Source organism: Trueperella sp. (genome assembly GCF_043424875.1).
Taxonomy (GTDB): domain Bacteria; phylum Actinomycetota; class Actinomycetes; order Actinomycetales; family Actinomycetaceae; genus Trueperella.
Genome location: NZ_JBHWPL010000093.1, coordinates 20769 through 46456, shown reverse-complemented (window position 1 = coordinate 46456; position 25688 = coordinate 20769). Strand labels below are relative to the sequence as shown.

The following is a 25688-nucleotide window of genomic DNA, read 5'->3' as shown; positions in this document are numbered from 1 at the left end:
CTTCTCCCACCGATCGGTGGGAGCGCCCCTGTGCATTTACCTCGTGCGACGCCGAGCAGATTACCTCTCGAATGCCGCCTTCATGAGCTCTTCGGCTTCGACCGCGTGCATGGATGTCATGCCTGCGGCAGTCGACGCCGCTGCCCGCCGCGAGATGCGCGTGACATCGCGGCCAAGCTCGTTGAACATGCCGAGCGCGAAATGACCCCACGCGCCCTGGTTGGCCGGCTCGTCCTGCACCCAGAACACCTGAGCGTTCGGGTACTTGTCGAGTTCGGCGCGGACCTCGTCCACCGGGTTCGGGTAGAGCTGCTCGATGCGGATGATCGCGGTGCGATCGTCGCCGTCCTTCTCCGCCTTCTCAACGAGGTCGTAGTAGATCCTGCCGGTACACAGCAGAACCCGATCGACGTCGCCAAGGCTGCGGTGCTCGCCAATGACCTTCTGGACGGTGCCCGACGTGAAGTCCTCCACCTGCGACTTGGCGGCCTTGCGACGCAGCAGCTGCTTGGGCGAGAACACAATCATCGGCTTACGCGGGCGGTTGTAGGCCTGCTGGCGCAGCATGTGGAAGTAGTTCGCCGGCGTGGAGGGCTGCACAACGATCATGTTGTCCTCCGCGCTCATCTGCAAGAAACGCTCGATGCGGGCGGAGGAGTGATCCGGACCCTGACCTTCGTAACCGTGCGGAAGGAGAACGACGAGCGAGGAGCTCTGGTTCCACTTCTGCTCGGCCGAGGTGATGAACTCGTCCGTCACGATCTGGGCGCCGTTAACGAAGTCGCCGAACTGCGCCTCCCACAGAACGAGCGCGTCCGGGCGCTGCACCGAGTAACCGTACTCAAAGGCGAGCACGGCGTACTCCGAGAGGGCCGAATCGAAGATCTTCAACCGCGCCTGATCCTCGGTCAGACCCATGAGCGGCGTCCACTCCTCACCCGTGAGGTAGTCGTGAGCCACGGCGTGGCGCTGCGTAAACGTTCCGCGCCTCGTGTCTTGGCCAGACATGCGCACCGGCACGCCCTCAATGAGCAGCGAACCGAAGGCGAGGAGCTCGCCAAAGCCCCAGTCAATTCCGCCGTCGTGCGCCATCTTGTTGCGACGGTCGAACAGCTGGGTGACCTTGCGGTGGGGGTTGAAGCCCTCCGGCGGAGCGGTGTGCGCCTGGCCGATGCGCTGGAGAACCTCCGGCGAGACCGCCGTTGTCCAGCCGACCATCGTGCCGGCATCCTCTTCCTGCGACTGCGGAACGCCAAGGGCGTGCGAGGCGTCCTTTTCGTCACGTTCCTCGCTCATCTCGGCCTCGCGCACTTCGTCGAATGCCTTTTCGAGGGTGTCCTTGAAGTCTTGCTCGACGGCGGCCGCCTCTTCGTCGGAGATATCGCCGCGACCGAGCAGCGCCTCTTGGTAGAGCTGACGCGTGGAGCGCTTCTCATCGACGAGTGAGTACATGATCGGCTGGGTCATCGACGGATCATCGCCCTCGTTGTGGCCGCGCTTGCGGTAGCACATGATGTCGAGGATGACGTCCTTCTTAAATTCCATGCGGAACTCGTAGGCCATGCGCGCCATGCGGGCAACGGCCTCCGGATCATCACCGTTGACATGGAAGATCGGCAGCTGCAGACCCTTCGTGATGTCCGTGGTGTAGCGCGAGGAGCGTGAGCTCGAGGGCGCCGTGGTAAAACCGATCTGGTTGTTGACGATGATGTGCACGGTGCCGCCGGTGCGGTAGGCGGGCAGCTGGCTGAGGTTCAGCACCTCGGTCACCACGCCCTGACCGGAGAACGCCGCGTCGCCGTGAATGAGCAACGGCATGACGGCCGCGCCGTCGTCGTCGAGATCCAACTGATCCTGCATGCCGCGCACGACGCCCTCGAGGACGCCGTCGGCAGCCTCAAGGTGCGAGGGGTTGGCGGCCAAGTAGACGCCCACCTCTTCGCCCTTGTCGGACACGTACGTGCCCTCGGTGCCAAGGTGGTACTTGACGTCACCCGAGCCCGGCTTGTTCGGATCGATCACGCCGTCGAACTCGGAGAACACCTGAGAGTAGGACTTGCCCGCGATGTTCGTCAGCACGTTGAGGCGGCCACGATGAGCCATGCCGATGGCGACCTCGTGCAGGCCGTCGTCGGCGGCTCCGTCCAAAATCGCGTCGAGTGCCGGGATGAGCGATTCGCCGCCCTCGAGCGAGAAGCGCTTTTGGCCCACGTACTTCGTCTGAAGGAAGGTCTCGAAGGCTTCGGCCTCGTTGAGCTTCTTGAGGATCTGCAGGCGCTGCTCGGCCGTGACCGGGGTGGCCGGGCGCTCCAAGCGCTCCTGGAACCACTTGCGCTGCGCCGGATCCTGAATGTGCATGTATTCAATGCCGACTGTGCGGCAGTAGGCATCGCGCAACTGCCCGAGAATCTCGCGCAGCGTGAGGTGACTCGTGGCCGCGAAGCCGCCGGTGGGGAAGGAGCGGTCCAGATCCCACAGCGTGAGGCCGTAGGAGGAGATCTCCAGATCCGGGTGGCGGCGTAGATGGAATGAGAGCGGATCGGTATCCGCGATGAGGTGTCCGCGCGAGCGGTAGGCGTGGATGAGCTCCGCAATGCGTGCGGGCTTGCCGAGCTCTCGTTCGGCGTCGTACTCCACGTCCTTTTCCCACACGATCGGGGTGTAGGGCACGCGCAGCGACACGTAGACGCGGTCGTAGAACCCGTCCAGTCCCAGGAGCTTGTTTTCCATGAGGCGCAGGAAGCGGCCCGAGGTGGCGCCCTGAATGACGCGGTGATCGTAGGTGGATCCGATGTGGACGACCTTCGACACGCCAAGGCGAGCGAGCTGCTCATCGGCCGTGCCCTGGAACTCCGCCGGGTACGTCATCGAGCCAACGCCGACGATGAGGCCCTGGCCGTTCATGAGGCGCGGGATCGAGTGGGTGGTGCCAAGACCGCCCGGGTTCGTCAGCGTGGCGGTGGTGCCCTGGTAGTCGTCCATCGTCAGCTTGTTATCGCGCCCACGGTCGACCATGTCTTCGTAGGCGGAGACGAATTCCGAGAAAGTCTTCGTTTCGGCGGCCTTGATCGAGGGGACCACGAGGGTGCGGCTTCCGTCTGCCTTCACGACGTCGATCGCGAGGCCAAGATTCACATGCTTGGGCTCCACGAGGGCCGGCTTGCCGTCCTCAAGCTTGTACGAGACGTTCATCTCCGGCATCTCCGCGAGCGCCTCCACCATTGCGTAGGCGATGAGGTGGGTGAAGGAGATCTTTCCGCCGCGGGTGCCGGCAAGGTACTTGTTGATGACCATGCGGTTGTCGAACATGACGCGCGCCGGCAGCGCACGAATCGAGGTTGCCGTGGGGATGGTCAGCGAGCTGTCCATGTTCTTGGCCAGACCGCGATCGCCGCCCTTGAGCACCGAGACGTCCTTATCGGTCGGATTCATATCCTCCGGCGCCTCGGACGGAGCGAGGCTGTACGTCTTTGCGTAGGGGGTCAGAGCCGGCTCGGCACCCACACGCGGCTGCGGCGGCAGATCCGAGCGGGTAACGTTCGTCGACGGCGTTGAGGCACGATCCGAGCTGGAGTGCACCTTGCGCTGTGCGGCGCTAATGCCCTGCGGTGGCTCGCGATCCTCTTGACCCTCGGTAATCGGCTCGCGGCCCTCGGCCTTCCACTGCTTAAACATTTCCGACCACTGCGGCCCGACGCCTTCTTGGTTATCGAGGAACGCCGCGTAGAGATCTTCCACAAATCCCTGGTTCGGCCCAAAATCATCGGAGTTCGTTGACGACACTGTCTTGCCTCACTTCGTAAAGAAACAACTTCGTATCAAGCTTAGTGAGGTTCGCTTCGTTGCGGGCGATTGACTCGAATTTTTGCTTGAAATTCGGCTAATAGCCCGAGAGAAATGTCTTATCGTCAAGATAATTTAACCAATGTGTCAAGACTTTCTATCGAGTTGGCGAGCAGTTAGGTTACGATGAGCGCATGAAAGGACGACAACGTAGGGGATGCCTTGGCCACTGAGATCATTCTGCTTGGCATCGGCCTCATTCTTATCCTAGGAAACGCACTATTCGTTGCCGCCGAATTTTCGCTCGTCGCCCTCGATCCGGCAACGATCGATGACCGCGCCAGAGCCGGAGATACCAAAGCGCAATCCGTGAACAAGGCGCTGCACAATCTTTCTCTCCAGCTCTCCTCGTGCCAGGTGGGAATCACCCTGACCACGATCTTGCTGGGCTACGTTGCGCAGGCTCCGCTTCAGCAACTATTCGAGCGAGTGTTTTCGAATCAAGGCATGGCAACCGCCGCCTCGGTGGGCGCCGCTGCCACCTTGGCATTCGTCATCACGAACCTCTCATCGATGCTGTTTGGCGAGCTGATCCCGAAGAATATGGCGCTCGCGGAGCCGCTGAGCACGGCCGCACTGGTGTCGCTCCCGCTGCGTATTTTCACGACGGTCTTTAAGCCACTCATCGTCGTGCTCAACGAGACGGCGAACTGGATCTTGCGCCGGTTCGGAATCGAGCCGGCCGAGGAGCTCTCGGGCGCGCGCTCGGCCACCGAGCTGTCGGCCCTCGTCCGCCGTTCTGCCGATGAGGGTACGCTGGATGTTTCCACCGCTCGACTGCTCGTGCGCTCGATTGACATCGGCGCCCTCACCGCCGTCGACGTCATGACCGATCGCACCCGCGCCGCGGTCCTGCCCGCGGACGCCTCGGCAGCCGACGTCGTCGCGCTCGCCCGTCAGACGGGTCACTCGCGCTTCCCCGTCATCGGCGAGGACATGGACGACATTCGCGGCTTCGTTCACCTGCGACGCGCTGTCGCAGTGCCCTACGAATCGCGCAAGGACGTGCCGGTCACGTCGTCGTCGTTGCTCGTGGAAGCCACGCAGGTACCCGAGACGATCGAACTTGCCCCGCTACTCGTGCAGCTGCGCGCCGAGGGGTTGCAGATGGCCGTCGTCGTGGACGAATACGGCGGAACCTCCGGCATCGTCACGCTCGAAGATGCCGTGGAAGAAATTGTTGGGGACGTGGCTGATGAACACGATCGCCGCCGCGCCCGCACCCGCATCGTTGCGGGAGGTGAGTGGATGATTCCGGGATCGATGCGCCCCGATGAGGTCGCGCGCGAGATGGGCCTTGATATTCCAGAAGAGGGCCCGTGGGAAACCGTGGGAGGCTGGATGATGGCTCGCCTCGGGCGCATGCCAGAAGTTGGCGACGCATACGTCGAAAACGGGGTTCGCGCGGTCGTGGAGGCCATGGACGGGCGCCGCATCGAGCAGATCCGTATCTCTGGGGTTGATGAGTCATGACAATCGGAACCGCACTGCTGATCACCTTCGCGCTTCTTGCCATTAACGCGTTCTTCGTGGGCGCGGAGTTCGCCGTCATGGGCGCGCGCCGCTCGCGCGTGGAGCCGCTTGCTGAACAGGGCAAGAAGTCCGCGCAGACCACTTTGTATGCACTCGAAAACGTGACCCTCATGCTGGCGACCTGCCAGCTGGGCATCACCGTGTGTTCGGTCGCGCTCGGCGCGATTTCCGAGCCGGCGATCGCGCACTGGATCGAGGGTCCGCTCATGTCGCTCGGAGTCCCGCAGGCCATGGTCCATCCGATCGCGATCGTCATCGCGCTCGTGCTTGTGGTTTACCTGCACGTCGTGCTGGGCGAGATGGTTCCGAAGAACCTGGCCGTGACGACGCCGGAGAAGGTCTCCTACATCCTGGTGCCGCCGCTGGTGATCGTCTCGAAGATCTTCCTACCGATCGTGCACTCGTTGAACTGGTTCGCCAACCACATCATTTCGCTGTTCGGTTTCGAGCCGAAAGACGAAGTGGGCGCCGCGTTCACCGTGGACGAGGTTGCCTCCATCGTCGATGCGTCGAAGAAGGCCGGCGTGCTTGACGCCGATGTCGGCCTCATCTCCTCGGCGCTGGAATTCTCCGAGTACAGCGCCTGCCACCTCATGGTTCCGACGTCGGAACTCGTGACGGTCAGTCCGATCACGACTCCCGCCGAGGTCGAACTCGAGATCGCGCGCACGGGCTTCTCCCGATACCCGGTCGAGGTTCAAAACGAGATGGTCGGATACATCCACCTCAAGGACATCATCGACGTCTCCGAGGACCGGCGCAACGAGCCGTTGGCGCCGTGGAAGATCCGCAAGATGTCGCTCGTGGACTCGCAGGACGAGGTCGAAACGGCGCTGCGATCGATGCAAAAGGACGGTACGCACCTGGCGGCTGTCTCGGTTAACGGGACGGTTCAAGGCGTTCTCTTCCTCGAGGACATCCTCGAAGAACTCGTTGGTGAAGTCCGCGACGCGATGCAAAAGTAGCCCGCAAAGTCGGACATCCGCGCAGGTCAGGCGAATGGTGACCAGACGGCGTCGCCGATACTTTCCTGGCGGCTCGGGCGCCGTCGGCGCTGACCATGAGGTGTTTCACATCGCTCAGGCGTTACCTGTGTAACACAAGAGTAGCGCGATTGTTATCAAACCGTTATGGTTGATGGCGTGCCGGGCGAACCGGCCGTACACACGCACGCACTGATGCAACCGGCTAGCGGGAAGGGGAACGCGCGCTTGTCAAGCACCACGAAGACGCTTCCGTCCCGTAGAGAACTCCGACTCCAGCGCGAGGCCGCCGAACGCGCCCGCATCACCGCCGAGTCTCAGGCAGATCACGACGCCGCTGTCGTTCAGGATCAGGCTGATATTCAGGATCAGGTTGCGCCGGTTGAGGAAGCTCAAGTTGAGGTAGCGCAGGCTCAGGAAGCACCAGTTGTTGCTTCGGAGACCGTCGCAGACAAGACGCCGACTGCCGAGATCGAACCCATCGTGTGCGAGGAATCGCCGTCGTTAAAGTCCCGCTTGGCATGGCCGCCGTTGGCGCGCCCCTCGCGCGGCAAGCTCCTGTCCACCGCCGCCAGCTTCGCCACGTTCGCGATGATCGGCGCGGCCGCATCCGTGCTTACGGTGTCTGGCGTGACCGGGGCTCTTGCAGTTCCTGGAGACGCGCAGCCCGAGCAGGTAGCGGCTGCCACCATCGAGCCCACCGTGCCAGATTCGTTGAAGAAGACCGACGGCGCTGCGGATTCCGCTCGCTACTTCGGCCTCGAGCGCGAACTGTCTGGCGCAACCGTGCAGTGCGATGTGCGAGGCGGCGCGAACTCGCTGGTCTCGGCCTTTGTTGAGGACGAGACGTACGTGGTCAACCCCATGGGTGGCGACTCCTACAGCCTCTCGTCGAACTTCGGCTGGCGTTACGATCCGTTCACACGCCTGCCCTCCCAGCACCTCGGTCAAGACTTCGCAGCACCAGTTGGTACCCCGATCTACTCGATCGCCGACGGCACCGTGATCCACGTGGGCGAGGGTATTGACGGGCGCTCGTCGAACCTCATCGTCGTCGCGCATGAGATCAGCGGCGAAAAGTACAGCTCGTGGTACGTCCACATGTACGACGACGGCGTGCACGTCGAGCTGGGCGATCAGGTCAAGGCTGGCCAGCATATTGGCGACGTCGGCTCGAAGGGCCGCTCCACGGGTCCGCATCTGCACTTTGAGCTTCACAAGGGCCATGGACTGTCCTCGGAAGATGGCTCGACGGATCACATTCTTAACCCGCTCCCGACCCTCGCGGCCCTCGGCGCCGTCGATGTGTCGGAGCTCTGCTAAGCGGCCGTTTCACCGCGTGCCCACCAGCGTTTCTCGCTACGCCCGTTAGCCTTTGTGCGCCTCTGTTAGGCTGGTGTAATGGTTCGTGAACGACTGTGGAAAATAGGTGAGAAACCCGTTGTCCTCGCCCATCGTGGCGGTGGAAACGAGGTTCCAGAAAACTCGATCCAAGCATTTCGAATGATGCGAGATCGCGGGTTTCGCTACATCGAAACCGACTGCCACTCCACCGCTGACGGAACCGTGATCGTCTTCCACGATCCGATCCTGGACCGCGTGACTGAAGCTGCCGGGAAGATCTCGGACTGGACGTGGTCGGACTTGAAGGACGTCAAGGACCATTCCGGTAACCGCATCGTGCTCCTCGACGAGCTCTTGGAAGAGTTCCCCGACATCGTGTTCAATTTGGATGCCAAGCACAACGGCGTCGCCAAACCCATGGCCCAGACGATTATTCGCCACAACGCGCTTGAGCGCGTGTCGCTGGCGAGCTTCAGCGAGACCCGCCTTGCCTACATGCGCCGCAAGTTGCCGGGCGTTCGTTCCTCGATGGGTACGTCCACGATCGGGCGGCTCGTGGTTGCCGCCAACGGCCCGACGGCGATCCGCCGGGCAGCGCTGCATCGCCTGCCCGGGCCCGAGCGCGGCGTGGAAGCCGTTCAAGTGCCGGAGTTCTTCAAGAACATCGAGATCATTAATGAGGCGTTCATCGGCCTCGCGCATTCGCGCGGGCTCGCTGTTCACGTGTGGACTGTGAATGAGGAGCCGGACATGGTCAAACTCCTCGACCTCGGGGTCGACGGCCTGATCACCGACGAGCCGACCCTCGCTCAGAACGTCATCGAAGAGAAATTTGGGTGCCGGTGAAGCCGCGCCACCTCCTCATCACAGAGGCCCGCTACGCGTTCCTGGCCGAGTCTCTCAGCGACATCCTCGACACCCGCTACGTGCCCTACAAAGAGCTGCGGCTGGAGGATCTGGCCTGGGCCGACTCCTGGGTGGGCACGCGCCCGCCGATCAGCCCCGCCGCGTCGAACATTCGCTGGTTCCATGCGGGGACCGTGGGCGTCGACCTCTTTCACCCCCTGTTTCAGGATCTGGCGGCGAGCGGCTCCCGGCTCACGCACACCGTGGGCACGATGCCGCATCGGATCGGCGAGTTCGTGGTGGCAACCGTACTCGCGCACGTTCGCGAGCTTGGCCGATACAAGACAAAAGAGCGCGACGCCGAGTGGTCACCTGGCGAGGACGAAACCCTGATGGACATGCGCGCCGTCATCGTTGGAACGGGCCGGATCGGGTCTGCGACGGCGCGGCTGCTGCGGCCGTTCGTGGGGAGGGTCGATGGACTCTCCCGCTCCGGACGGGCACGCGAGGACTTTGATGTCGTGCGCTCTTTGGACGATCCGGGTGACCTGCTCGAGAAGGCAGACATCGTCGTCGTTGTTCTTCCGAAGACCCCCGAGACGGTGGACGTCATTGACTCGGATGTGTTTGGGCAGATGAGCGAGGCGATCTTCGTCAACGTGGGCAGGGGAGTGACCGTGGACCACGACGCGCTGCGCGCCGCTCTGGACGCGGGCCAGGTCTCGCACGCCATCCTCGACGTGTTTGAGGTCGAGCCGTTGCCTGCTGGTGACTGGCGATGGGAGCATCCTGCCGTGGACGTCTTCCCGCACACCTCGGGTCGGTTGCGCTCCTCCGATGTGGAGGACGACTTCCGTGCCGCGTACGCCGCGATCGTCGCGGGCCAGGATGTGCCCGGGCAGATCGACCTGACCGGCTGGTACTGACGCCCCCGGTGGCCTGCGCCCCGCCCGGTGCCTCATGTGCAAAGCGGGCAAGTTCTTGCTAAACCGGGCAGGAAGTTCCTGCCCCGTTTGGTTGGTTCCTGCACCGTTTGCGACAAGGAGGCCGCGCTTGGGGCGGCCGGCATGGGGCGGCCGGCATGGGGCGGCCGGCATGAGGTGGCAGGCGCGGCGCAGTCTTCGTGCTGCAGCCTCGCATGTTGAATTTCAAGAGCAGCATTCTGACTGCGCTGAGCTACATGACGAAAACCTATGGCTACAAGTGGGTCTACCTGCACGAGATAGACGACGTCGAGGATCCCGCCGGAGCCTAGCGGGGTCAGTGCGAAGAAGACAAAGCCCGCGTTTGTGACTTGTAATAGTCGCAACGCGGGCTTTCTCTGAGTACCCCGAACAGGATTCGAACCTGCGACCTTCTGCTCCGGAGGCAGACGCTCTATCCCCTGAGCTATCGGGGCCCAGCGATTGGCAAGTCTAACACCGGTGCGCGCATGGGAACGAATTAGCACGACGACGATCGCGTGTGAGGTGCGTACTAGCGGGCGCGGACGCCGTAGGCACTGTTAATATTTGTGCGACCTCCGCAGATGATCCTGCGACCTCCTCGATCTCGAAAGGACGATGCGTGCCGCGCCGGTTTAGAGCTGATGGCCTCGCCACAACCATCACTGCCACCCTCGCTGCGCTCGTCCTCGCATCGTGCTCGGGTGGAGCCTCGGCCAAGAGCGAGGCCTCGACTCCCACAGAGCAGAGCGCCTCGGCGCGAGCAGATGTGGCGCCCGAAATCAGCGCGGCGGGCTACATGAGCCCTCGCGCGTGGATGTTCAACGAGTATGCCAACGGCGTGGCCTCCGAGTTCGATATTCCCGACGGCGAGGTGCTGTGCGCGCTGCATGGCGATTACGCGGTCACAACAAACAGGCTCAATCGCACCGTTCACGGCTACTATCTGCCCACCCACGAGCGGGCATGGCTCCTCGATGAGAGCACCTGCGCCACGAATGGCTTCGTGCCGCAACCCATTGCCGAGGGCGTCGTCGTCGCGGCGGTCGCACGTGATGACCACGCCGCAGCGCTCGCGGACTTCGCCACCGGCGAGACGATCCTCGACATCCCAGTCATCGTGACCGGATCGCCCGCGGCCCCCATACCCCTTGGCATGTCCGGCGAAATCCTGGTGCTCACCAATCAGGGTTCGATCTACGGCGTGAACGACGCCGGCGAGCTCCGCTGGGAGCTTCCCGCGCAGGGCTGGACGTGGTCGACGAACTTCATGACCGGCCACGTCTTTGGCATGAAAGATCGCGAGGAGGTCATGGTTGTCAACGGCGTGACCGGCGAGGTCGTCGTCGACACAACCGTCCCACGCGGCAGGCCGATCACTCCGGCGAGCGGCGGATTCATGTACCAAGCCGAGGCGGGCGAACCGTTCACGTTCGTCACGCTCGATGGCACGGTCTCGCACTTGGAGGCGGGGTTCACGGGCGCGCAGTTTGTGCCGACGACGGCGTCCGGCGCGGTTTTCCCACTCAACCTCTATCTCAGCCCGAATGCTGGCCCGGTGTTTGACGCAAGTGGGAACTCGGCGTCGTTCGATATCGATCTCGACTCCTTCCAGCGCGACGGTGCGGGCAATGAGCCGGTGGTCGTTGCCGTGAGCGCGGACGGCAAGCATGCGGTGGTGGATGACCGCGGGGGCACAATCTACCTCGTTACCCAAGGCGGCCAGATGGTGTGGCATCTCGATGCGCTGCGCCCGCGGATCGTCGGCTCTTATCTCGTGGCGGACTTCGGCGTGGGAGATGAGCGGATCGTCATCCCGCGCTTCGAGCCCAGCCCAGGGGCGCCAGCGCACGACGCACACGTGGCAACGGTCATTATGAGAGACCGAAATTTGGCGCCCACCACGTGCCCGGTACACTTTGATTCATGACTCCAGAAGAACTTTCTGCCTTTATTCGCACGTGTTTGAACGAAGCAATTGTGGCGGGCGAGGTTGACCTCGACCCTGCCGAGATCGGCGATGTGAAGGTGGAGCGCCCGCGTAGCCGCGAGCACGGGGACTGGGCGACGAACGTCGCCATGCAGTACGCAAAGAAGGCCGGTACGAATCCGCGAGCGCTCGCAGACATTCTGGCCGCGCGGATCTCCACCGCCGATGCGATTGCCTCCGTGGACATCGCCGGCCCGGGCTTCATGAACATCACGCTGAACAAGGCGGCGGCTGGCGAGCTCGTTCGCACGGTCGTTGAAGCTGGGGACACCTTTGGGCGCACTGCAACGCTCGGCGGCTCGACCGTCAACCTCGAGTTCGTCTCCGCCAACCCGACCGGCCCGATCCACGTGGGCGGTGCGAGGTGGGCGGCCGTCGGCGATTCCTTGGCTCGCATCCTTGAGGCCTCCGGCGCGAACGTCGTGCGCGAGTACTACTTCAACGACCACGGCGCGCAGATCAACCGCTTCTCAGGCTCGCTCCTCGCGCGCGCTCGCGGCCAGGAGGTTCCCGAGGACGGCTACGAGGGCGCCTACATTGAGGACATCGCGCGGCAGGTGGTCGACGCCGAGACTGCGGCTGGTCGCCCCGATCCGTCGACGCTTCCCGACGACGAGGCGCGCGAGATCTTCCGCGAGCGCGGCGTGAACCTCATGTTCGACGCGATCAAGAAGGAGCTCGCCGACTTCCGCGTACAGTTCGACGTCTACTTCCACGAGGACTCCCTCCACGAATCCCGAGCTGTGGACGAAGCGATCGACACGCTGCGTGAGAAGGGCGTGGTCTTTGAGGACGCGGGCGCCACGTGGATTCGCACCACGGACTTTGGCGATGACAAGGATCGCGTGATCATCAAGTCCGATGGAGATGCGGCATACTTTGCCGGCGACATCGCCTACTACCTCGACAAGCGCAATCGCGGCTCCGACCACGTGATCATTATGCTGGGCGCCGACCATCACGGGTACGTGGGCCGTATGTATGCCATGGCTCGTGCGTTCGGCGACACGGCCGGCGTCGGCGAAAACCTGGAAATCCTCATCGGACAGCTGGTCAACCTCGTGCGCGATGGCAACCCGGTCAAGATGTCCAAGCGCGCCGGATCGATCGTCGTGCTCGGAGACCTCGTCGAGGCGGCTGGCGTCGATGCCTCGCGCTATTCGCTCGTGCGTCAGGCGATGGATTCGCAGATCGATCTGGATCTGGACGTCATCACGTCGAAGACGAACGAGAACCCGGTCTACTACGTGCAATACGCTCACGCGCGCACCCGCTCCGTGGATCGCAACGCGGCCGAGCATGGCGTGGCGCGCGACGCGTTTGATCCTGCGTTGCTCGACGGCGAGGCCGACGGCGATCTCATCGCGGCCCTCGCGCAGTACCCGGACATCGTCGCCCAGTCCGCCCAGCTTCGCGAACCGCACCGCGTGGCCCGCTACCTCGAAGAGCTCGCCGGTAAGTACCACTCGTGGTACGGCGTCTCGCGCGTGACCCCGCGCGGGGACGAACCCGTGACCGACCTGCACCGCACCCGCCTGTGGCTCAACGACGCCACCGGCCAGGTGCTCAAGAACGGCCTAGGCCTGCTCGGGGTGGATGCCCCGGAGAGGATGTAATGCTCGAGACGACTCCCGCGCCCGAACCCGACGGCACCACCGAGGGCATCTGGTCACTGAACACGCGTAGAACCGACGCCGGCGACGTCGAGGTGGCCGGTGTGCGCGTACTCGACATCGCGCGGGAGTTCGGCACGCCCACCTACGTGCTCGACGAGGCGGACATTCGCGGGCGCGCCCGCGCGTGGAAGACGGCGATGGACGACGCATTCGCCGATCTTGCGGGCGCCGAGGTCTACTACGCCGGCAAGGCGTTCCTGTCGAAGGCGGTTGCCCGGTGGATGGCCGAGGAGGGCCTGAACATTGACGCGGCCTCCGAGGGTGAGCTTCGCACGGCGCTCGCGGCGGGCGTGCCCGGGGCTCGCATCGGCCTGCACGGCAACAACAAGTCCGACGCCGAAATCGAGCTCGCACTCGATGAGGGAATCGCCCACATCGTCATCGACTCGCTCTACGAAGTGGACCAGGTGGCTAGGCTGGCGGCCGCGCGCGGCAAGCGCGCCCCCGTTTACGTGCGCCTGACGACCGGCGTGCACGCCGGCGGCCACGATTTCATCCAAACCGCCCACGAAGACCAGAAGTTTGGCCTGTCCGTCACCACGGGCGCGGCCCAGGCGGCAATCGAGGAGATCACCCGCCGCGAATCCCTTGACTTCCTCGGCTTGCACTCGCACATCGGCTCGCAAATCCTGTCCACCGACGGCTTCGGCAAAGCCGCGAAAGTGGTGCTCTCCGTGCGGCAGTGGGCCGCCGAGCAGGGGATTGACATCCCCGAGGTCGACTTTGGCGGTGGGTACGGCGTGCGCTATACATCCGACGACGACGTCCCGCCGGCGCCTTCGGACTTCGCGGCAATCCTGCGCGAGGCTGTGCGTGAGCACTGCCAAGAAACGGGCCTGCCGGCGCCGCGCATCTCGATTGAGCCGGGCCGCTCGATCGTGGCCCCCGCGATGATGACCCTCTACGAGGTCGGTGCGATTAAGGACGTCCAGACCGATACCGGCCGGCGTCGGTATGTGTCGGTTGATGGCGGGATGTCCGATAACCTGCGCCCCGCGCTCTACGACGCGCAGTACACGGCGGCGATCGTCTCCCGCGTGGCGAACGGGGAGATTGTGCGCTCGCGGGTGGTCGGCAAACACTGCGAATCCGGCGATATCGTGGTCCACGGCGTCGGGCTGCCCAGTGGCGTCGAGTCAGGTGACCTACTCGCCGTTCCCGTGACGGGCGCCTACGGACGCTCGATGGGCTCGAACTACAACATGCTCGCGCGCCCCGGCGTCGTAGCTGTTCATGACGGAAAAGCGTACGAAATTGTCCGCCGCGAGACGATCGCCGATCAGCTCGCGCTCGATGTTGGTTGATCAGGGCCACGCGCCCGAAAGAAAGAGAACGATGACGATTAAGATTGCCCTGCTCGGTGCGGGGACTGTGGGTAGCCAGGTGGCACGCCTGCTCAAGGAAGAAAGCGAGCTGCTCTCGGCGCGCGCCGGTGCGCCGCTCGAGCTCGTTGGCATTTCGGTGTCGAATATCGACGCCGAGCGCGATCCGTGGATCGACCGCGATCTGCTGACCACGGATTCGACGGCGCTCATCGAGAAGGCCGACATCGTTATTGAGCTCATCGGCGGCGTTGACCTGCCGCGCAAGCTTGTGCTGCACGCGCTGCGCTCGGGCAAGTCGGTGGTGACGGGCAACAAGGCGCTGCTTGCCGAGCACGGGCCCGAGATCTACGACCTCGCCAAAGAGAAGAACGTGGACGTCTACTACGAAGCCGCCGTGGCAGGCGCGGTTCCGGTCGTGTACGCCGTTCGCGAGTCGCTCGCGGGAGACACCGTGCGCGCGATTCAGGGCATTCTTAACGGCACGACGAACTACATTTTGGATGAGATGACGACGAAGGGGCTCGCCTTCGAGGACGTTCTCAAGGTGGCTCAGGATCTCGGCTATGCGGAGGCTGACCCCACGGCGGACGTGGACGGCCACGACGCCGCTGCGAAGATTGCGATCCTGGCATCTCTCGCCTTCCACAAGCGCGTTCACATCGACGACGTCCACGTTGAGGGCATCCGCTCGATCACCGCGGAGGACATCGCGGCCGCAACGACCGGCGGGTACGTCATCAAGCTCATTGCCACGGCCACTCAGGACGACACTGGGAAGATCGACGTGCGAGTCAATCCGACCCTCGTGCCCGAGGCTCACCCGCTCGCATCAATCGGCGGCTCGTTTAACGCCGTCGTGATCGAGGCCGAAGCGGCAGACCGCCTCATGTTCTACGGTCGCGGCGCCGGTGGCGCGCCGACGGCGTCCGCCGTGCTCTCCGACGTCGTCGCCGCTGCTGCCAAGCGCGTGGTCGGTGGCCGTGCCCCGCAGGAGATCGTGCTCGGCGAATCAGAATTCGTCTCGGCCGACGATTCGTGCTCGAAGTACTTCATCCGCATGAAGGTCAAGGACCACGTGGGCGTGCTCGCTGAGCTGACGCGCTACTTCGCGGACGCGGGCGTCTCGATTTCATCGGTCCATCAGGAGGAGATCGCCGCCGACGGCGACGTCTCGCTGACAGTCACCACGCACAGCGCCCGCGCGGCCGACGTGGCGGCTACCATCGACAGTATTAATCAGGCGCAGACTGCTGAGGTTGTGCGCGTCTTGAGGGTAGGGGACGAGTAATGGCGCATCAGTGGCAGGGAATCATTCACGAGTACCGCGACCGCTTGCCGTTTGGCGAGGGCGACGAGATTGTGACGCTCGGTGAGGGCGGCACGCCACTCGTCTACGCGCGGGCGATCTCCGAGCGCGTGGGCGCCGAGGTTCACATCAAGGTCGAGGGCGCGAACCCCACGGGTTCGTTCAAGGACCGCGGCATGACGACGGCGGTCTCCCAGGTCAAGCAGACGGACGTGCAGGTGGTGGCCGCGGCATCGACGGGCAACACCTCGGCGTCGGCGGCCGCGTATGCGGTGGCAGCGGGCCTGAAGAGCACCGTGATTTTGCCGGCCGGGAAGATCGCGGCCGGCAAGCTCGCCCAAGCCATCGTGCACGGCGCGCAACTCGTGGCCGTGGACGGCAACTTCGACGACTGCCTGCGCATCGTCCGCGAGCTCACCGACGCCTACCCGGTTGCGCTCGTGAACTCGGTCAATCCGTACCGGCTCCAGGGGCAAAAGACCGCCGCGTTCGAAATCGTGGACGCGCTGGGAGACGCGCCCGATATCCACGTGCTGCCCGTCGGCAACGCCGGCAACATCACCGCCTACTGGATGGGCTACAACGAGTATGCGGGCAAGACGACCCTCGCATCGATTGACGATTCGGCCCTCCACATGGAGCCGGTTGCCACGAAGGTCCCGCAGATGTGGGGCGTGCAGGCGTGGGGCGCGGCGCCACTCGTTCTGGGCGAGATCGTGCAGAACCCGGAGACGATTGCCACCGCGATCCGCATCGGCAACCCGGCGTCGTGGAAGTACGCCGAGGCGGCCCGCGACGATTCGAAGGGCTCGATCGATCGCGTCACCGACGAGCAGATTCTCGAGGCTCAAAAGGTGCTGTCCACCGAGGTGGGCATCTTCGTTGAGCCCGCATCGGCGGCGTCGGTGGCAGGGCTCATTCAGGCCGCCGAGCAGGGCAAGGTTCCGGATGGTGCGACGATCGTGTGCACCGTGACGGGCAACGGGCTGAAGGATACGGCCACCGCGCTGGGAGAGGCGGACGTGGACTTGACGCCGATCGCCCCGACGCTGGAGGCGGCAGCGGGGGTTCTAGGGCTGTGAGGATCGTCAAAGATGCGGCGCGGGTGAAGGTTCCGGCGTCGTCGGGAAATCTCGGGCCTGGCTTCGACTCGATGGGCATGGCCCACGACGTGTGGGACGAAGTCTCGGCAACGTTGACCACGGGCGCTTCGCGCGTGGTGATCCTTGGCGAGGGGAACCAGACTCTGCCCAAGGACGAATCGCATCTCATCGTCAAGACGATGCACGAGACTCTCGAGCGCCTCGGCGCGCCGACCCCCGGCGTGGACCTCGTGTGCCGCAACAATATTCCACACGGCAAGGGCATGGGCTCCTCGGCCGCGGCGCTCACGGCCGGCGTCATGCTCGTGCGTGAGCTGCTCGGCGCCCCCGAGGCGTTCACCAAAGAAGAAGTGCTCAACATCGTGGCGGGATACGAGGGGCATCCGGACAACGCGGCGCCCGCGATCTACGGCGGCGCCACCGTGTCGTGGCGCGAGGGCGAGGGTTACAAGACGGCGCAGCTGCCCGTGCTTAAGAGCGTGAAGACCACCCTGCTTGTGCCCGACGAAGTCTTGCTCACGACGACGGCGCGCGGGGTTTTGCCGGAGAAGGTCCCGCTGGTTGACGCGGCGTTTAACGCCTCCCGATCGGCGCTGATGGTCTATGCGTTGACGCAGGATCCCGAACTCCTGTTTGCGGCCACCGAGGACAGGCTGCATCAGCAGTACCGCGCCGAATCCATGGCGCACACGGCTGCCGTCCTCGCGGCACTTCGCGAGGCGGGTTGGCCCGCCATCGTCTCGGGAGCAGGGCCGTCGATCCTCGTGTTCGCCGAGATCGACCCGGCCATGGCGAACATCTTGGCCCAGCAGGGGTTCCGTACCGTGGATTCCCAGCAGGTGCAGGGCGCCCACGCTATCGAGGTCTGACGCCTGGCGCGCTATGCCAGGTGCTTTATGCTGGGTGCGCTCGGCCGGGCATGGTCGGCCGGAGCTCTCGTCGAGCCGGGGCGTCGTCGTCGTCGAATGCCGGGCGTGCTATACCCAGCGCTTGGACGGAGCCGGGCACCGTCGTCGTCGATGTCTAATTGAGCACGGTGGCGCACACCGAGTTTTAAAAGTGAGTGCTTGCGTGTATGCTGGCCTGTGACAGTACGGCTTAAAGCCAATGCGCACAGCGGTTGTTGAATCGCGTGCAATCCGCACTTCCTGTCATCATCCACATTTGCGCACCGCGCTAGTTGCGGACGAACATATTTTACCCAGTCCGGCATATCCGGAACCGAGGAAGGAACCTCGTGAGCGAAAACTCAACGCCACCATCTGGCCCTATTTCGACGATGCGTCTTGCCGATCTCAAGGAGCTCGCGGCATCGATGGGCCTCGAACTGCCCTCCAAGTCGCGCCGCCCCGATTACATTGCAGCGATTCGCGAGGCGCGTGACGGCACGTCAGCCGCACCGGAACAAGCCGCGGACTCGGCGTCGTCGGCGAAGGACGAGCAGACCAAGACTGACCAGCACGGCGAGCCCACCGAACAACTGGAGCTTCCGGCGGCGAAGAAGAAGGACTCGGGTCGCGAGCTTTCTGACGACGAGAAGAAGGCAGCCCTCGACGCACTTGGCGATGCCGCCGAGCGTCGCGCGGAAGAGCGCACCGACGATGACAACCGCGGCAGCCGCCGCAACCGCAGCCGCCGTAACCGCAATCGCAACCGTGATGATCGTCAGGATCGCGGGGAGCGCCAAGAGCGTGGGGATCGGCAGGATCGGAATGATCGCAACGATCGTCAGGACCGCAACCGTCGTAACGATGACGACCGCCAGGATCGCGGGGATCGTCAGGATCGCAATGACCGCAACGATCGCAACCGCGATGATCGGGGAGATCGCAATGATCGGAACCAGAATCGCCGCGGCAACCAGAACGAAGACTCCGGCGAAGTATTGATTCCTGTTGCTGGCATCATCGATGTGGATGGCAACAACAACTACCTGCGCACGGGCGGCTACCTGCCCGGCAAAAATGACGCCTACGTGTCCACCCAGATCATTCGCCGCTATGGCCTGCGCCGTGGCGACGCGATCCAGGGCGCTGTGCGCGATGCATCGGAGAATACGAACCGCCGCGGACGCCAGCATAAGTACAACCCGCTCGTGGAGGTCACCTCGATCAACGGCATGACGCCGGAGGAGGCGAAGGAGCGCCCCGAGTTCAACAAGCTCACGCCGCTCTACCCGAACGAGATGCTGCGTCTCGAGACCACGCAGAAGGCTTTGACCACTCGCGTGATTGACCTCGTGTCGCCGATTGGTAAGGGTCAGCGTGGTCTGATCGTTTCCCCGCCGAAGGCCGGCAAGACGATCGTCATGCAGCAGATCGCGATGGCGATTGCGAAGAATGATCCGGATGTTCACCTCATGGTGGTGCTCGTGGACGAGCGCCCGGAGGAAGTGACGGACATGCAGCGCCTAGTCAAGGGCGAGGTCATTGCCTCGACCTTCGACCGCCCGGCATCCGATCACACGATTGTTGCCGAGCTGGCTGTGGAGCGCGCGAAGCGTCTCGTGGAGCTGGGCCAGGACGTCGTCATTCTTCTTGATTCCCTCACCCGCCTCTCGCGTGCCTACAACCTGGCCGCGCCGGCGTCGGGCCGCATTCTCTCCGGTGGCGTGGACGCGGGAGCGCTCTACCCGCCGAAGAAGTTCTTCGGTGCCGCCCGCAACATCGAAAATGGCGGTTCGCTGACGATTGTTGCGTCGGCGCTGGTCGAGACCGGTTCGAAGATGGACGAGGTCATTTTCGAGGAGTTCAAGGGCACGGGCAACATGGAGCTGCGCCTCTCGCGCCAGCTGGCCGATCGCCGCATCTTCCCGGCTGTGGACATCAACGCCTCCGGCACGCGCCGCGAAGAGCTGCTGTTCAGCCCTGAGGAGCTCAAGATTGTGTGGCACCTGCGCCGTGCGCTCGGCAACCTCGACATTCAGGAATCGTCCGACTACGTGCTTGGCCGCATGCGCAAGACGGAGTCGAACGGCGAGTTCCTCATGTCGGTCGTGCGAGGAATGCAAGGCGCCGACTAACGGCTCGACTGCTCACATTCTGACTGTGGCTCCCGCTGGCGGAACTCTCCGCCAGCGGGCGTTGCTTTGTCTGGGCGGGTCATGTGTGCTTGGGCGGGTCATGTGTGCTTGGGCGGGTCATGTGTGCTTGGGCGGGGCATGTGTGCTTGGGCGGGTTATGTACCTGCCAGTGCGCGCAGCCCTACAAGCACTCGATGATCTAACCGCTCATTTCGAGAGCGCTAAGTTGACTGTCGCGTTTGGGGACGATTCCCGCGCCGACGCCGTCTGGATCGGCGGCGCTCTGACCCAAGAAGAACTGGACGCGATCCCCGATGTGGGCGTTCCGTACTATTTCGAGCCTGGTGACGTTCAAGCCGATCCGGCGGGCGCCTAAAACACTGCCGGCGCAGGCGTCAGGGATTCGGGCAGCGCCTAAACCGCTGCCAGCGAAGGCGTCAGTGATTCGGGCAGCGCCTTATGGTCCTCCATGGAGGACCTTTCGTTCGTTGGAGGTCGGTTAGACGAATGGAGGTCGGTGATTCGTTGAATGTTGGTGGGCGGATTCAATTATGGTGCTGCGTAGATCAAATGGTCCTCCATGGAGGACGCTAAATCAGGGGTGGCTGCCCACGGCGAGATCAACATGCCGACTGGGAGGCCATGGGGACGGTGAATCGAGGCTAGCGGCAATGGGACGTGGCCGAGGGGCGTAGCTGAGTGCACATTCATAGTTGAAATCCCGCTCATTGGAGGACCTTTCGTTCGTTGGAGGTCGGTTAGACGAATGGAGGTCGGTGATTCGTTGGATGTTGGTGGGCGGATCCAATTATGGTGCTGCGTAGATCAAATGGTCCTCCATGTAGGACGCTAAATCAGGGGTGGCTGCCGATGGAGGCTCGCGATTGGGCGAAGACGCTAAATCAGGGGTGGCTGCCGATGGAGGCTCGCGATTGGGCGAAGACGCTAAATCAGGGCCGGCCGTCGAAGGAGAGGTCAGGCAACTGTGAGCAACCGCGCCTGCCCCGGGCTATCGCCTCGCTGGCGACGTGTGGTTAAATTGATCGTCGGCTTCTGGTTCACCTCTGTCATCCGCAGGGGACCCAGGGCGCAAAACGATCCAAGGAGACACAATGAAGCAGGGAATTCATCCCGACTACTCGGACCTCAAGGTTACATGCACGTGCGGTAACGAGTTCGAGACCCGTTCCACGCTTGAAGGCGAAACGCTCCGCGTTGACGTCTGCAGCGCATGCCACCCGTTCTACACCGGCAAGCAGAAGATTCTTGACACCGGTGGCCGCGTCGCCCGCTTCGAGGCACGCTACGGTAAGCGCAAGAAGTAACTGAGCTTTCAAACGCCGGTACAGTTTTCTGTACCGGCGTTTGCCATACGACGACGTTAAGTACCATGGCAACGGTATGAGTCAACGACGGCGGTCGGCAACGGTAGCCTCGAGGTGAACGCCAACGACGACGGCGGTCGGCACGCGGCAAACGCCAACGACGGCGGTCGGCAACGGCCAAGGCGCCATGAACGCCAATGGCACCACCAACGGCCGCGGCACCACCAACGTCCATGGCAAACTAACGTCCACGCAGACGCCAAACCCACGAAGGTATATAGATGAGTGAATTCCCGGCAGCGGAAGCAGCAGCTGCAGAGTACAAGGACATCGAGATGCAGATGGCCTCGCCCGAAGTGCTGGCGAAGCCAGAAAAGCTGCGCTCGCTGGGCCGGCGCTATGCCGAGCTCCGCCGAGTCGTGTCTCGCTACGACCGCTGGCTGGCCGTCTCCACAGATCTGGCCGAGGCCCGTGAAATCGTGGAGCTTGGGGGAGAGGATGGCGAGCTCTTCGCCGACGAGCTCCCACGCCTTGAAAAGGAGGAAGCGGAAGCATCCGCAGAACTGCGCGACGCCCTCCTACCACGCGATCCGGATGACAGCCGTGACGTGATTTTGGAGGTCAAGGCCGGTGAGGGCGGCGAGGAGTCGGCGCTCTTTGCCTCCGACCTCCTGCGCATGTACCAGCGCTACGCCGAAAACAAGGGCTGGTCCACTCAGATCCTGTCGAAGACGGACACGGATATGGGCGGTTACAAGGACGTCCAGATGGCCATCAAAGCGAAGTCGGTCCCGGAGGATCCGGCCGAGGGCGTGTGGGCTCACCTCAAGTACGAGGCAGGCGTGCATCGCGTCCAGCGCGTGCCCGTCACCGAATCGCAAGGGCGCGTGCACACCTCCGCGGCCGGCGTGCTCGTGTTCGCCGAAGTCGACGAGCCCGAAGAGGTCGAGCTCAACGACAACGAGCTACGCATCGACGTCTACAGGTCATCCGGCCCCGGCGGCCAGTCGGTCAACACCACCGATTCGGCCGTGCGCATCACCCACCTGCCCACAGGAATCACGGTCGCGATGCAGGATGAGAAATCGCAGATCAAGAACCGCGAGGCCGCCATGCGCATCCTGCGTGCACGCATCCGCCAGGCTCAGCTCGAGGAGCTCGCAGCCAAGGAGGCCGATCAGCGCCGCAGCCAGGTCCGCACTGTCGACCGCTCGGAGCGCGTGCGCACATATAACTTCCCGGAGAACCGCATCGCCGACCACCGCACCGGATACAAGGCCCACAACCTTGACGCGGTGCTGGCAGGCGACCTCGACGACGTCATCACCTCCCTTCGCGAAATGGACGAAGAGGAGCGCCTGCAGGCAGCTGCGGAGGACGCGGAGGCGTAGTGGGCACGAAGTGGGCGCGCGCACGTGAGACCGCGCGCGCGAAGCTCGCGTCGGCGGGAGTCGCCTCACCCGACGCCGAGGTCCGCCTGCTTGCAGACTTCGTGTTCGGCGCCGTTCCGAGCGCCACCGACGTCATCAACGACGCCGATCTCGCGGCATTCGAGCGCGTCGTGGCCGAACGCGAGGCGCGGGTTCCCCTCCAGCACATCGTCGGCACCATGTACTTCCGATATCTTGAGCTCGAATCGCTCCCCGGCGTGTTCGTTGTGCGACCAGAGACTGAGCTGGTCGCGGAGGCCGTGATCGCTGAGATCGAGAACATGAACGCCACGCCGCCCGGCGCCGGGAGCCGGCCGATCGTCGTCGATCTGTGTACTGGCTCGGGCGCCATCGCCATCGCGATCGCCACGGAGTCCGCTGCCGAGGTCACGGCGGTGGAGCTCTCCGACGTCGCGTTTGAGTCCGCGAGCAGGAACAATGCGGCATGTGGCAACAAGGTCCGCCTCGTCCACGGGGACGCACTGACGGCGCTGCCCGAGCTCGAGGGCCGGGTCGACGTCGTCGTGAGTAATCCGCCGTACGTACGCGACGATGAGGACATCTCGCCCGAAGTCGCGCAGGATCCGCAGATGGCGCTCTTCGGCGGGGGCCACGAGGGGCTGGACATGCCCGTCAGTATTATCGATCGGGCGCGCGTTTTGCTCCGCGACGGGGGTATCCTCATCATGGAACACGGCGATGGCCAAGGTGCGCCACTTCGCGACGCCGCGAACGAGCGTGGTTTCGTCAACGTCTCCACAGGCCAAGATCTCACGGGACGCGATCGCTGGCTCCGCGCACAGAAGGGTAAGGCATGAAGGTACTGGCAACAGACTCCTTCGCCGTCGACCTCGCGGCCAGAGCGATCGGCCGGGGCGTGGTCATTTGCCTGCCCACGGACACGGTCTACGGCATTGGCGCAGATCCGATGTCGCCGACGGCGATCACGCGGCTTCTGACCGCGAAATCCCGCACTCGCGCGAATCCGTCCCCGGTTCTCGTGACGGGCATTGATCAGGCACGCTCGGTTAGCGCGTCGCTGCCCGAGGCCGCGCTCAAACTCATGGAGGCGTTCTGGCCGGGGGCGCTGACGATCGTCGTGCCTGCCAACGAGGAGATCGGCTGGGATCTGGGCGAGACGAACGGGACGGTCGCCCTGCGTATGCCGGACTCCGCGCTTACCCTGGACCTCCTCGCGACCGTCGGCCCGCTGGCCGTAACGAGCGCGAACCAACACGGCCAGCCGCCGGCCACCACGGTGGACGAGGCGCAGGCCCAGCTCGGCGACGCCGTCACGCTTTACCTCGACGGCGGGGTCGTGGGCGGGGGAGAAGGGATCGCGTCGACGATCGTGGATACCACCGCCGCCCCTCGCATCCTGCGCCAGGGAGGCATCAGCCAGGAGATGATCGAGCGAGTTCTCGGGGTGAGCCTGTGAGAACCTACCTGCTCATCATGGTCCTGGCCGCGGTGCTGACCTACCTCCTCGTGCCATTCGTTTTGCGCCTCGCACTCTCGCTCGGCGCGATCACGCAGATTCGTAAGCGCGACGTCCACCGCACGCCGGTGGCACGCCTCGGCGGGGTGGCCATGTTCGCAGGATTCGTGGGCGCACTGCTGCTGGCGTCCCAGATCCCATACCTGCGCGACGTGTTCGCCAGCGCCTCGGGGGTGTGGGCGATCATGCTCGGCGGTGGGCTGATGTGCCTGCTCGGCGCGATCGACGACATCTGGGAACTCAATTGGTACACCAAACTCACCGGCGAGGTGCTCGCGGCCGGGGTGATGGCGTGGCAGGGCGTCCAGCTCGTCACGATGCCGCTCTTTGGCCTGACTGTCGGCTCCACGCGGTTGACACTGTTCGCCACGATCATCGCGGTGGTGATCGTGGCGAATGCGGTGAACTTCGTGGATGGCCTCGATGGGCTGGCCGCCGGCGTGGTGGGCATCGCCGCGTTCGCGTTCTTCATTTACGCCTATTATCTGACGCGCGAGGTCTCGCCCGGCGATTACACTTCCGTGGCGACGACGGTGCTGGCGGCCCTCGTGGGCGCCTCCATTGGCTTCCTCCCGCATAATTTCCATCCCGCGAAAATCTTTATGGGGGATTCTGGCGCCCTCATGCTGGGCACGGTCCTTGCCGGCGCCACCATCCTCGTGACCGGGCAGATCGATCCGGCCACCGTGGAGACCCGCCAGGCGATCCCGGCGTTCATGCCGCTGTTCATCCCGCTGCTCATCCTCGTGATCCCGCTCGTTGACTTGACGTGGGCGGTCATCCGCCGCCTGCGCCAAGGGCGCTCACCGTTCTCCGCCGACTCCGGCCACCTCCACCACCGCCTCCTCAAGCGCGGCCACTCGCACACCATTGCCGTGCTCATCTTGTACATGTGGACGGCCATCGCCTCGTTCGCGGCGGTCGCCTACACGATCTTCCCGTCCACCGGCGTGATCGTCGGTTCCGCGGCCGCGGTTGTGGTGGGCATCGTGGTCACGTGGGTCAAGTTCGGCTCCCGTCCCATCGGAAACGACGACGATCGGCCGCGCGAGCATCGCGAGCCGGCGCGGGTGAGCGCGGGCGAGACGAAGGCCGACCGTGCGTCGTCGTAGACCGGGCGAGCGCTACACCGCGAACGAGCTCTACGCCAGGGGAATCCTCGGCTCGATTGGGGCGAGCCTCGCTCTGGTTGCCGTGGGTGCGCTTGTGTTTTCCCAGCACAGAGCCTCGATCCTCGCGGGTGGAGCGGTCATGGTTGTGGTGCACCTGGTCTCGCTTGCGTCTGCCGCGCTGGCCAGCCGATTCCCGCGTGCCAAGACCGGAATCTCGCTTGGCTCCTACGTTGTGAAGATCATCGCACTGGCTGGCGCACTGCTTGCCCTGAGGGCTTGCGGGCAGGTGCAGATGGAGGTGGTGGCAGCCACGCTCGTGTTCGCCATCGCGATCTCGTTAGCAGTGACAACACTCGTTCTTGCGACGGGCCCCGGACCCACCATCGGGGAGGAGTGAACCCGCAGGTC

General features: G+C 64.1%; 20 protein-coding genes and 1 tRNA gene. 19 read left to right on the top strand and 2 right to left on the bottom strand.

All coding sequences use genetic code 11. From position 1 onward, the window contains the following. Positions 1–60: 60 nt before the first annotated feature. On the bottom strand, positions 61–3783 hold the full coding sequence (locus ACHFFR_RS08190; RefSeq protein ID WP_394263778.1) for a multifunctional oxoglutarate decarboxylase/oxoglutarate dehydrogenase thiamine pyrophosphate-binding subunit/dihydrolipoyllysine-residue succinyltransferase subunit: 3723 nt from the start codon (positions 3781–3783) through the stop codon (positions 61–63). Between the two features lie 222 nt (positions 3784–4005). On the opposite strand from ACHFFR_RS08190, the gene ACHFFR_RS08185 reads away from it, so the two are divergent. From ACHFFR_RS08185 to ACHFFR_RS08165, 5 genes are all read left to right on the top strand, one after another. Then, on the top strand, positions 4006–5316 hold the full coding sequence (locus ACHFFR_RS08185) for a hemolysin family protein (protein WP_394263777.1): 1311 nt from the start codon (positions 4006–4008) through the stop codon (positions 5314–5316). Further along, complete coding sequence (locus ACHFFR_RS08180; RefSeq protein ID WP_394263776.1) at positions 5313–6341, top strand: hemolysin family protein; 1029 nt, start codon at positions 5313–5315, stop codon at positions 6339–6341. The genes ACHFFR_RS08185 and ACHFFR_RS08180 overlap by 4 nt, the downstream gene beginning before the upstream one ends. A 246-nt stretch (positions 6342–6587) precedes the next feature. Beyond that, a complete protein-coding gene (locus ACHFFR_RS08175) occupies positions 6588–7682 on the top strand; it encodes a M23 family metallopeptidase (RefSeq protein WP_394263775.1) in 1095 nt (364 codons plus the stop codon). Positions 7683–7760: 78 nt separating this feature from the next. Further along, positions 7761–8549 carry a glycerophosphodiester phosphodiesterase gene (locus ACHFFR_RS08170; RefSeq protein WP_394263774.1) on the top strand — a complete coding sequence of 263 codons (789 nt, stop codon included), beginning with the start codon at positions 7761–7763 and terminating at the stop codon, positions 8547–8549. Beyond that, positions 8546–9475 carry an NAD(P)-dependent oxidoreductase gene (locus ACHFFR_RS08165; RefSeq protein ID WP_394263773.1) on the top strand — a complete coding sequence of 310 codons (930 nt, stop codon included), beginning with the start codon at positions 8546–8548 and terminating at the stop codon, positions 9473–9475. Before ACHFFR_RS08170 ends, ACHFFR_RS08165 begins: the two co-directional genes overlap by 4 nt. Positions 9476–9875: 400 nt before the next feature. On the opposite strand, the gene ACHFFR_RS08160 is transcribed toward ACHFFR_RS08165, so the two are convergent. Continuing rightward, positions 9876–9948, bottom strand: a tRNA-Arg gene (locus ACHFFR_RS08160). A 167-nt stretch (positions 9949–10115) separates the two neighbouring features. On the opposite strand from ACHFFR_RS08160, the gene ACHFFR_RS08155 reads away from it, so the two are divergent. The 14 genes from ACHFFR_RS08155 (at position 10116) to ACHFFR_RS08090 (ending at position 25677) form a co-directional block, all read left to right on the top strand. Beyond that, on the top strand, positions 10116–11423 hold the full coding sequence (locus tag ACHFFR_RS08155) for a hypothetical protein (protein WP_394263772.1): 1308 nt from the start codon (positions 10116–10118) through the stop codon (positions 11421–11423). Next, positions 11420–13099 (top strand): arginine--tRNA ligase, encoded by a 1680-nt coding sequence (gene argS, locus ACHFFR_RS08150; RefSeq protein WP_394263771.1) that lies wholly within the window; start codon positions 11420–11422, stop codon positions 13097–13099. The genes ACHFFR_RS08155 and argS overlap by 4 nt, the downstream gene beginning before the upstream one ends. Beyond that, positions 13099–14463, top strand: coding sequence for a diaminopimelate decarboxylase (lysA, locus tag ACHFFR_RS08145; protein ID WP_394263770.1), 1365 nt, complete (start codon positions 13099–13101; stop codon positions 14461–14463). Before argS ends, lysA begins: the two co-directional genes overlap by 1 nt. Before the next feature lie 31 nt (positions 14464–14494). Continuing rightward, positions 14495–15772: a homoserine dehydrogenase gene (locus tag ACHFFR_RS08140; RefSeq protein WP_394263769.1), complete on the top strand. Its 1278-nt coding sequence runs from the start codon at positions 14495–14497 to the stop codon at positions 15770–15772. Then, positions 15772–16872, top strand: coding sequence for a threonine synthase (thrC, locus tag ACHFFR_RS08135; RefSeq protein ID WP_394263768.1), 1101 nt, complete (start codon positions 15772–15774; stop codon positions 16870–16872). Before ACHFFR_RS08140 ends, thrC begins: the two co-directional genes overlap by 1 nt. Continuing rightward, complete coding sequence (thrB, locus tag ACHFFR_RS08130; protein ID WP_394263767.1) at positions 16869–17762, top strand: homoserine kinase; 894 nt, start codon at positions 16869–16871, stop codon at positions 17760–17762. The genes thrC and thrB overlap by 4 nt, the downstream gene beginning before the upstream one ends. Positions 17763–18172: 410 nt before the next feature. Further along, a complete protein-coding gene (rho, locus tag ACHFFR_RS08125) occupies positions 18173–19915 on the top strand; it encodes a transcription termination factor Rho (protein WP_394263780.1) in 1743 nt (580 codons plus the stop codon). Between the two features lie 226 nt (positions 19916–20141). After that, on the top strand, positions 20142–20291 hold the full coding sequence (locus ACHFFR_RS08120) for a hypothetical protein (protein WP_394263766.1): 150 nt from the start codon (positions 20142–20144) through the stop codon (positions 20289–20291). A gap of 736 nt (positions 20292–21027) precedes the next feature. After that, the gene (gene rpmE, locus ACHFFR_RS08115) at positions 21028–21240 is read left to right on the top strand and encodes a 50S ribosomal protein L31 (protein WP_394263765.1); all 213 of its coding nucleotides are present in this window, start codon (positions 21028–21030) and stop codon (positions 21238–21240) included. Between the two features lie 281 nt (positions 21241–21521). Next, positions 21522–22631: a peptide chain release factor 1 gene (gene prfA, locus ACHFFR_RS08110; RefSeq protein ID WP_394263764.1), complete on the top strand. Its 1110-nt coding sequence runs from the start codon at positions 21522–21524 to the stop codon at positions 22629–22631. After that, positions 22631–23488, top strand: coding sequence for a peptide chain release factor N(5)-glutamine methyltransferase (gene prmC, locus ACHFFR_RS08105; protein WP_394263763.1), 858 nt, complete (start codon positions 22631–22633; stop codon positions 23486–23488). Before prfA ends, prmC begins: the two co-directional genes overlap by 1 nt. Next, on the top strand, positions 23485–24108 hold the full coding sequence (locus ACHFFR_RS08100) for an L-threonylcarbamoyladenylate synthase (RefSeq protein WP_394263762.1): 624 nt from the start codon (positions 23485–23487) through the stop codon (positions 24106–24108). Before prmC ends, ACHFFR_RS08100 begins: the two co-directional genes overlap by 4 nt. Continuing rightward, the gene (locus tag ACHFFR_RS08095; RefSeq protein WP_394263761.1) at positions 24105–25280 is read left to right on the top strand and encodes an MraY family glycosyltransferase; all 1176 of its coding nucleotides are present in this window, start codon (positions 24105–24107) and stop codon (positions 25278–25280) included. Before ACHFFR_RS08100 ends, ACHFFR_RS08095 begins: the two co-directional genes overlap by 4 nt. Beyond that, positions 25267–25677 (top strand): hypothetical protein, encoded by a 411-nt coding sequence (locus tag ACHFFR_RS08090; protein ID WP_394263760.1) that lies wholly within the window; start codon positions 25267–25269, stop codon positions 25675–25677. The genes ACHFFR_RS08095 and ACHFFR_RS08090 overlap by 14 nt, the downstream gene beginning before the upstream one ends. The last annotated feature ends 11 nt before the right edge of the window (positions 25678–25688 follow it).

Bases quoted from the DNA above. Each gene is read 5' to 3' on its own strand.
- ACHFFR_RS08180 (WP_394263776.1), top strand. From the start codon at position 5,313: ATGACAATCGGAACCGCACTGCTGATCACCTTCGCGCTTCTTGCCATT.
- ACHFFR_RS08170 (WP_394263774.1), top strand. From the start codon at position 7,761: ATGGTTCGTGAACGACTGTGGAAAATAGGTGAGAAACCCGTTGTCCTC.
- argS (WP_394263771.1), top strand. From the start codon at position 11,420: ATGACTCCAGAAGAACTTTCTGCCTTTATTCGCACGTGTTTGAACGAA.
- lysA (WP_394263770.1), top strand. From the start codon at position 13,099: ATGCTCGAGACGACTCCCGCGCCCGAACCCGACGGCACCACCGAGGGC.
- ACHFFR_RS08140 (WP_394263769.1), top strand. From the start codon at position 14,495: ATGACGATTAAGATTGCCCTGCTCGGTGCGGGGACTGTGGGTAGCCAG.
- thrC (WP_394263768.1), top strand. From the start codon at position 15,772: ATGGCGCATCAGTGGCAGGGAATCATTCACGAGTACCGCGACCGCTTG.
- rho (WP_394263780.1), top strand. From the start codon at position 18,173: ATGCGTCTTGCCGATCTCAAGGAGCTCGCGGCATCGATGGGCCTCGAA.
- rpmE (WP_394263765.1), top strand. From the start codon at position 21,028: ATGAAGCAGGGAATTCATCCCGACTACTCGGACCTCAAGGTTACATGC.
- prfA (WP_394263764.1), top strand. From the start codon at position 21,522: ATGAGTGAATTCCCGGCAGCGGAAGCAGCAGCTGCAGAGTACAAGGAC.
- ACHFFR_RS08100 (WP_394263762.1), top strand. From the start codon at position 23,485: ATGAAGGTACTGGCAACAGACTCCTTCGCCGTCGACCTCGCGGCCAGA.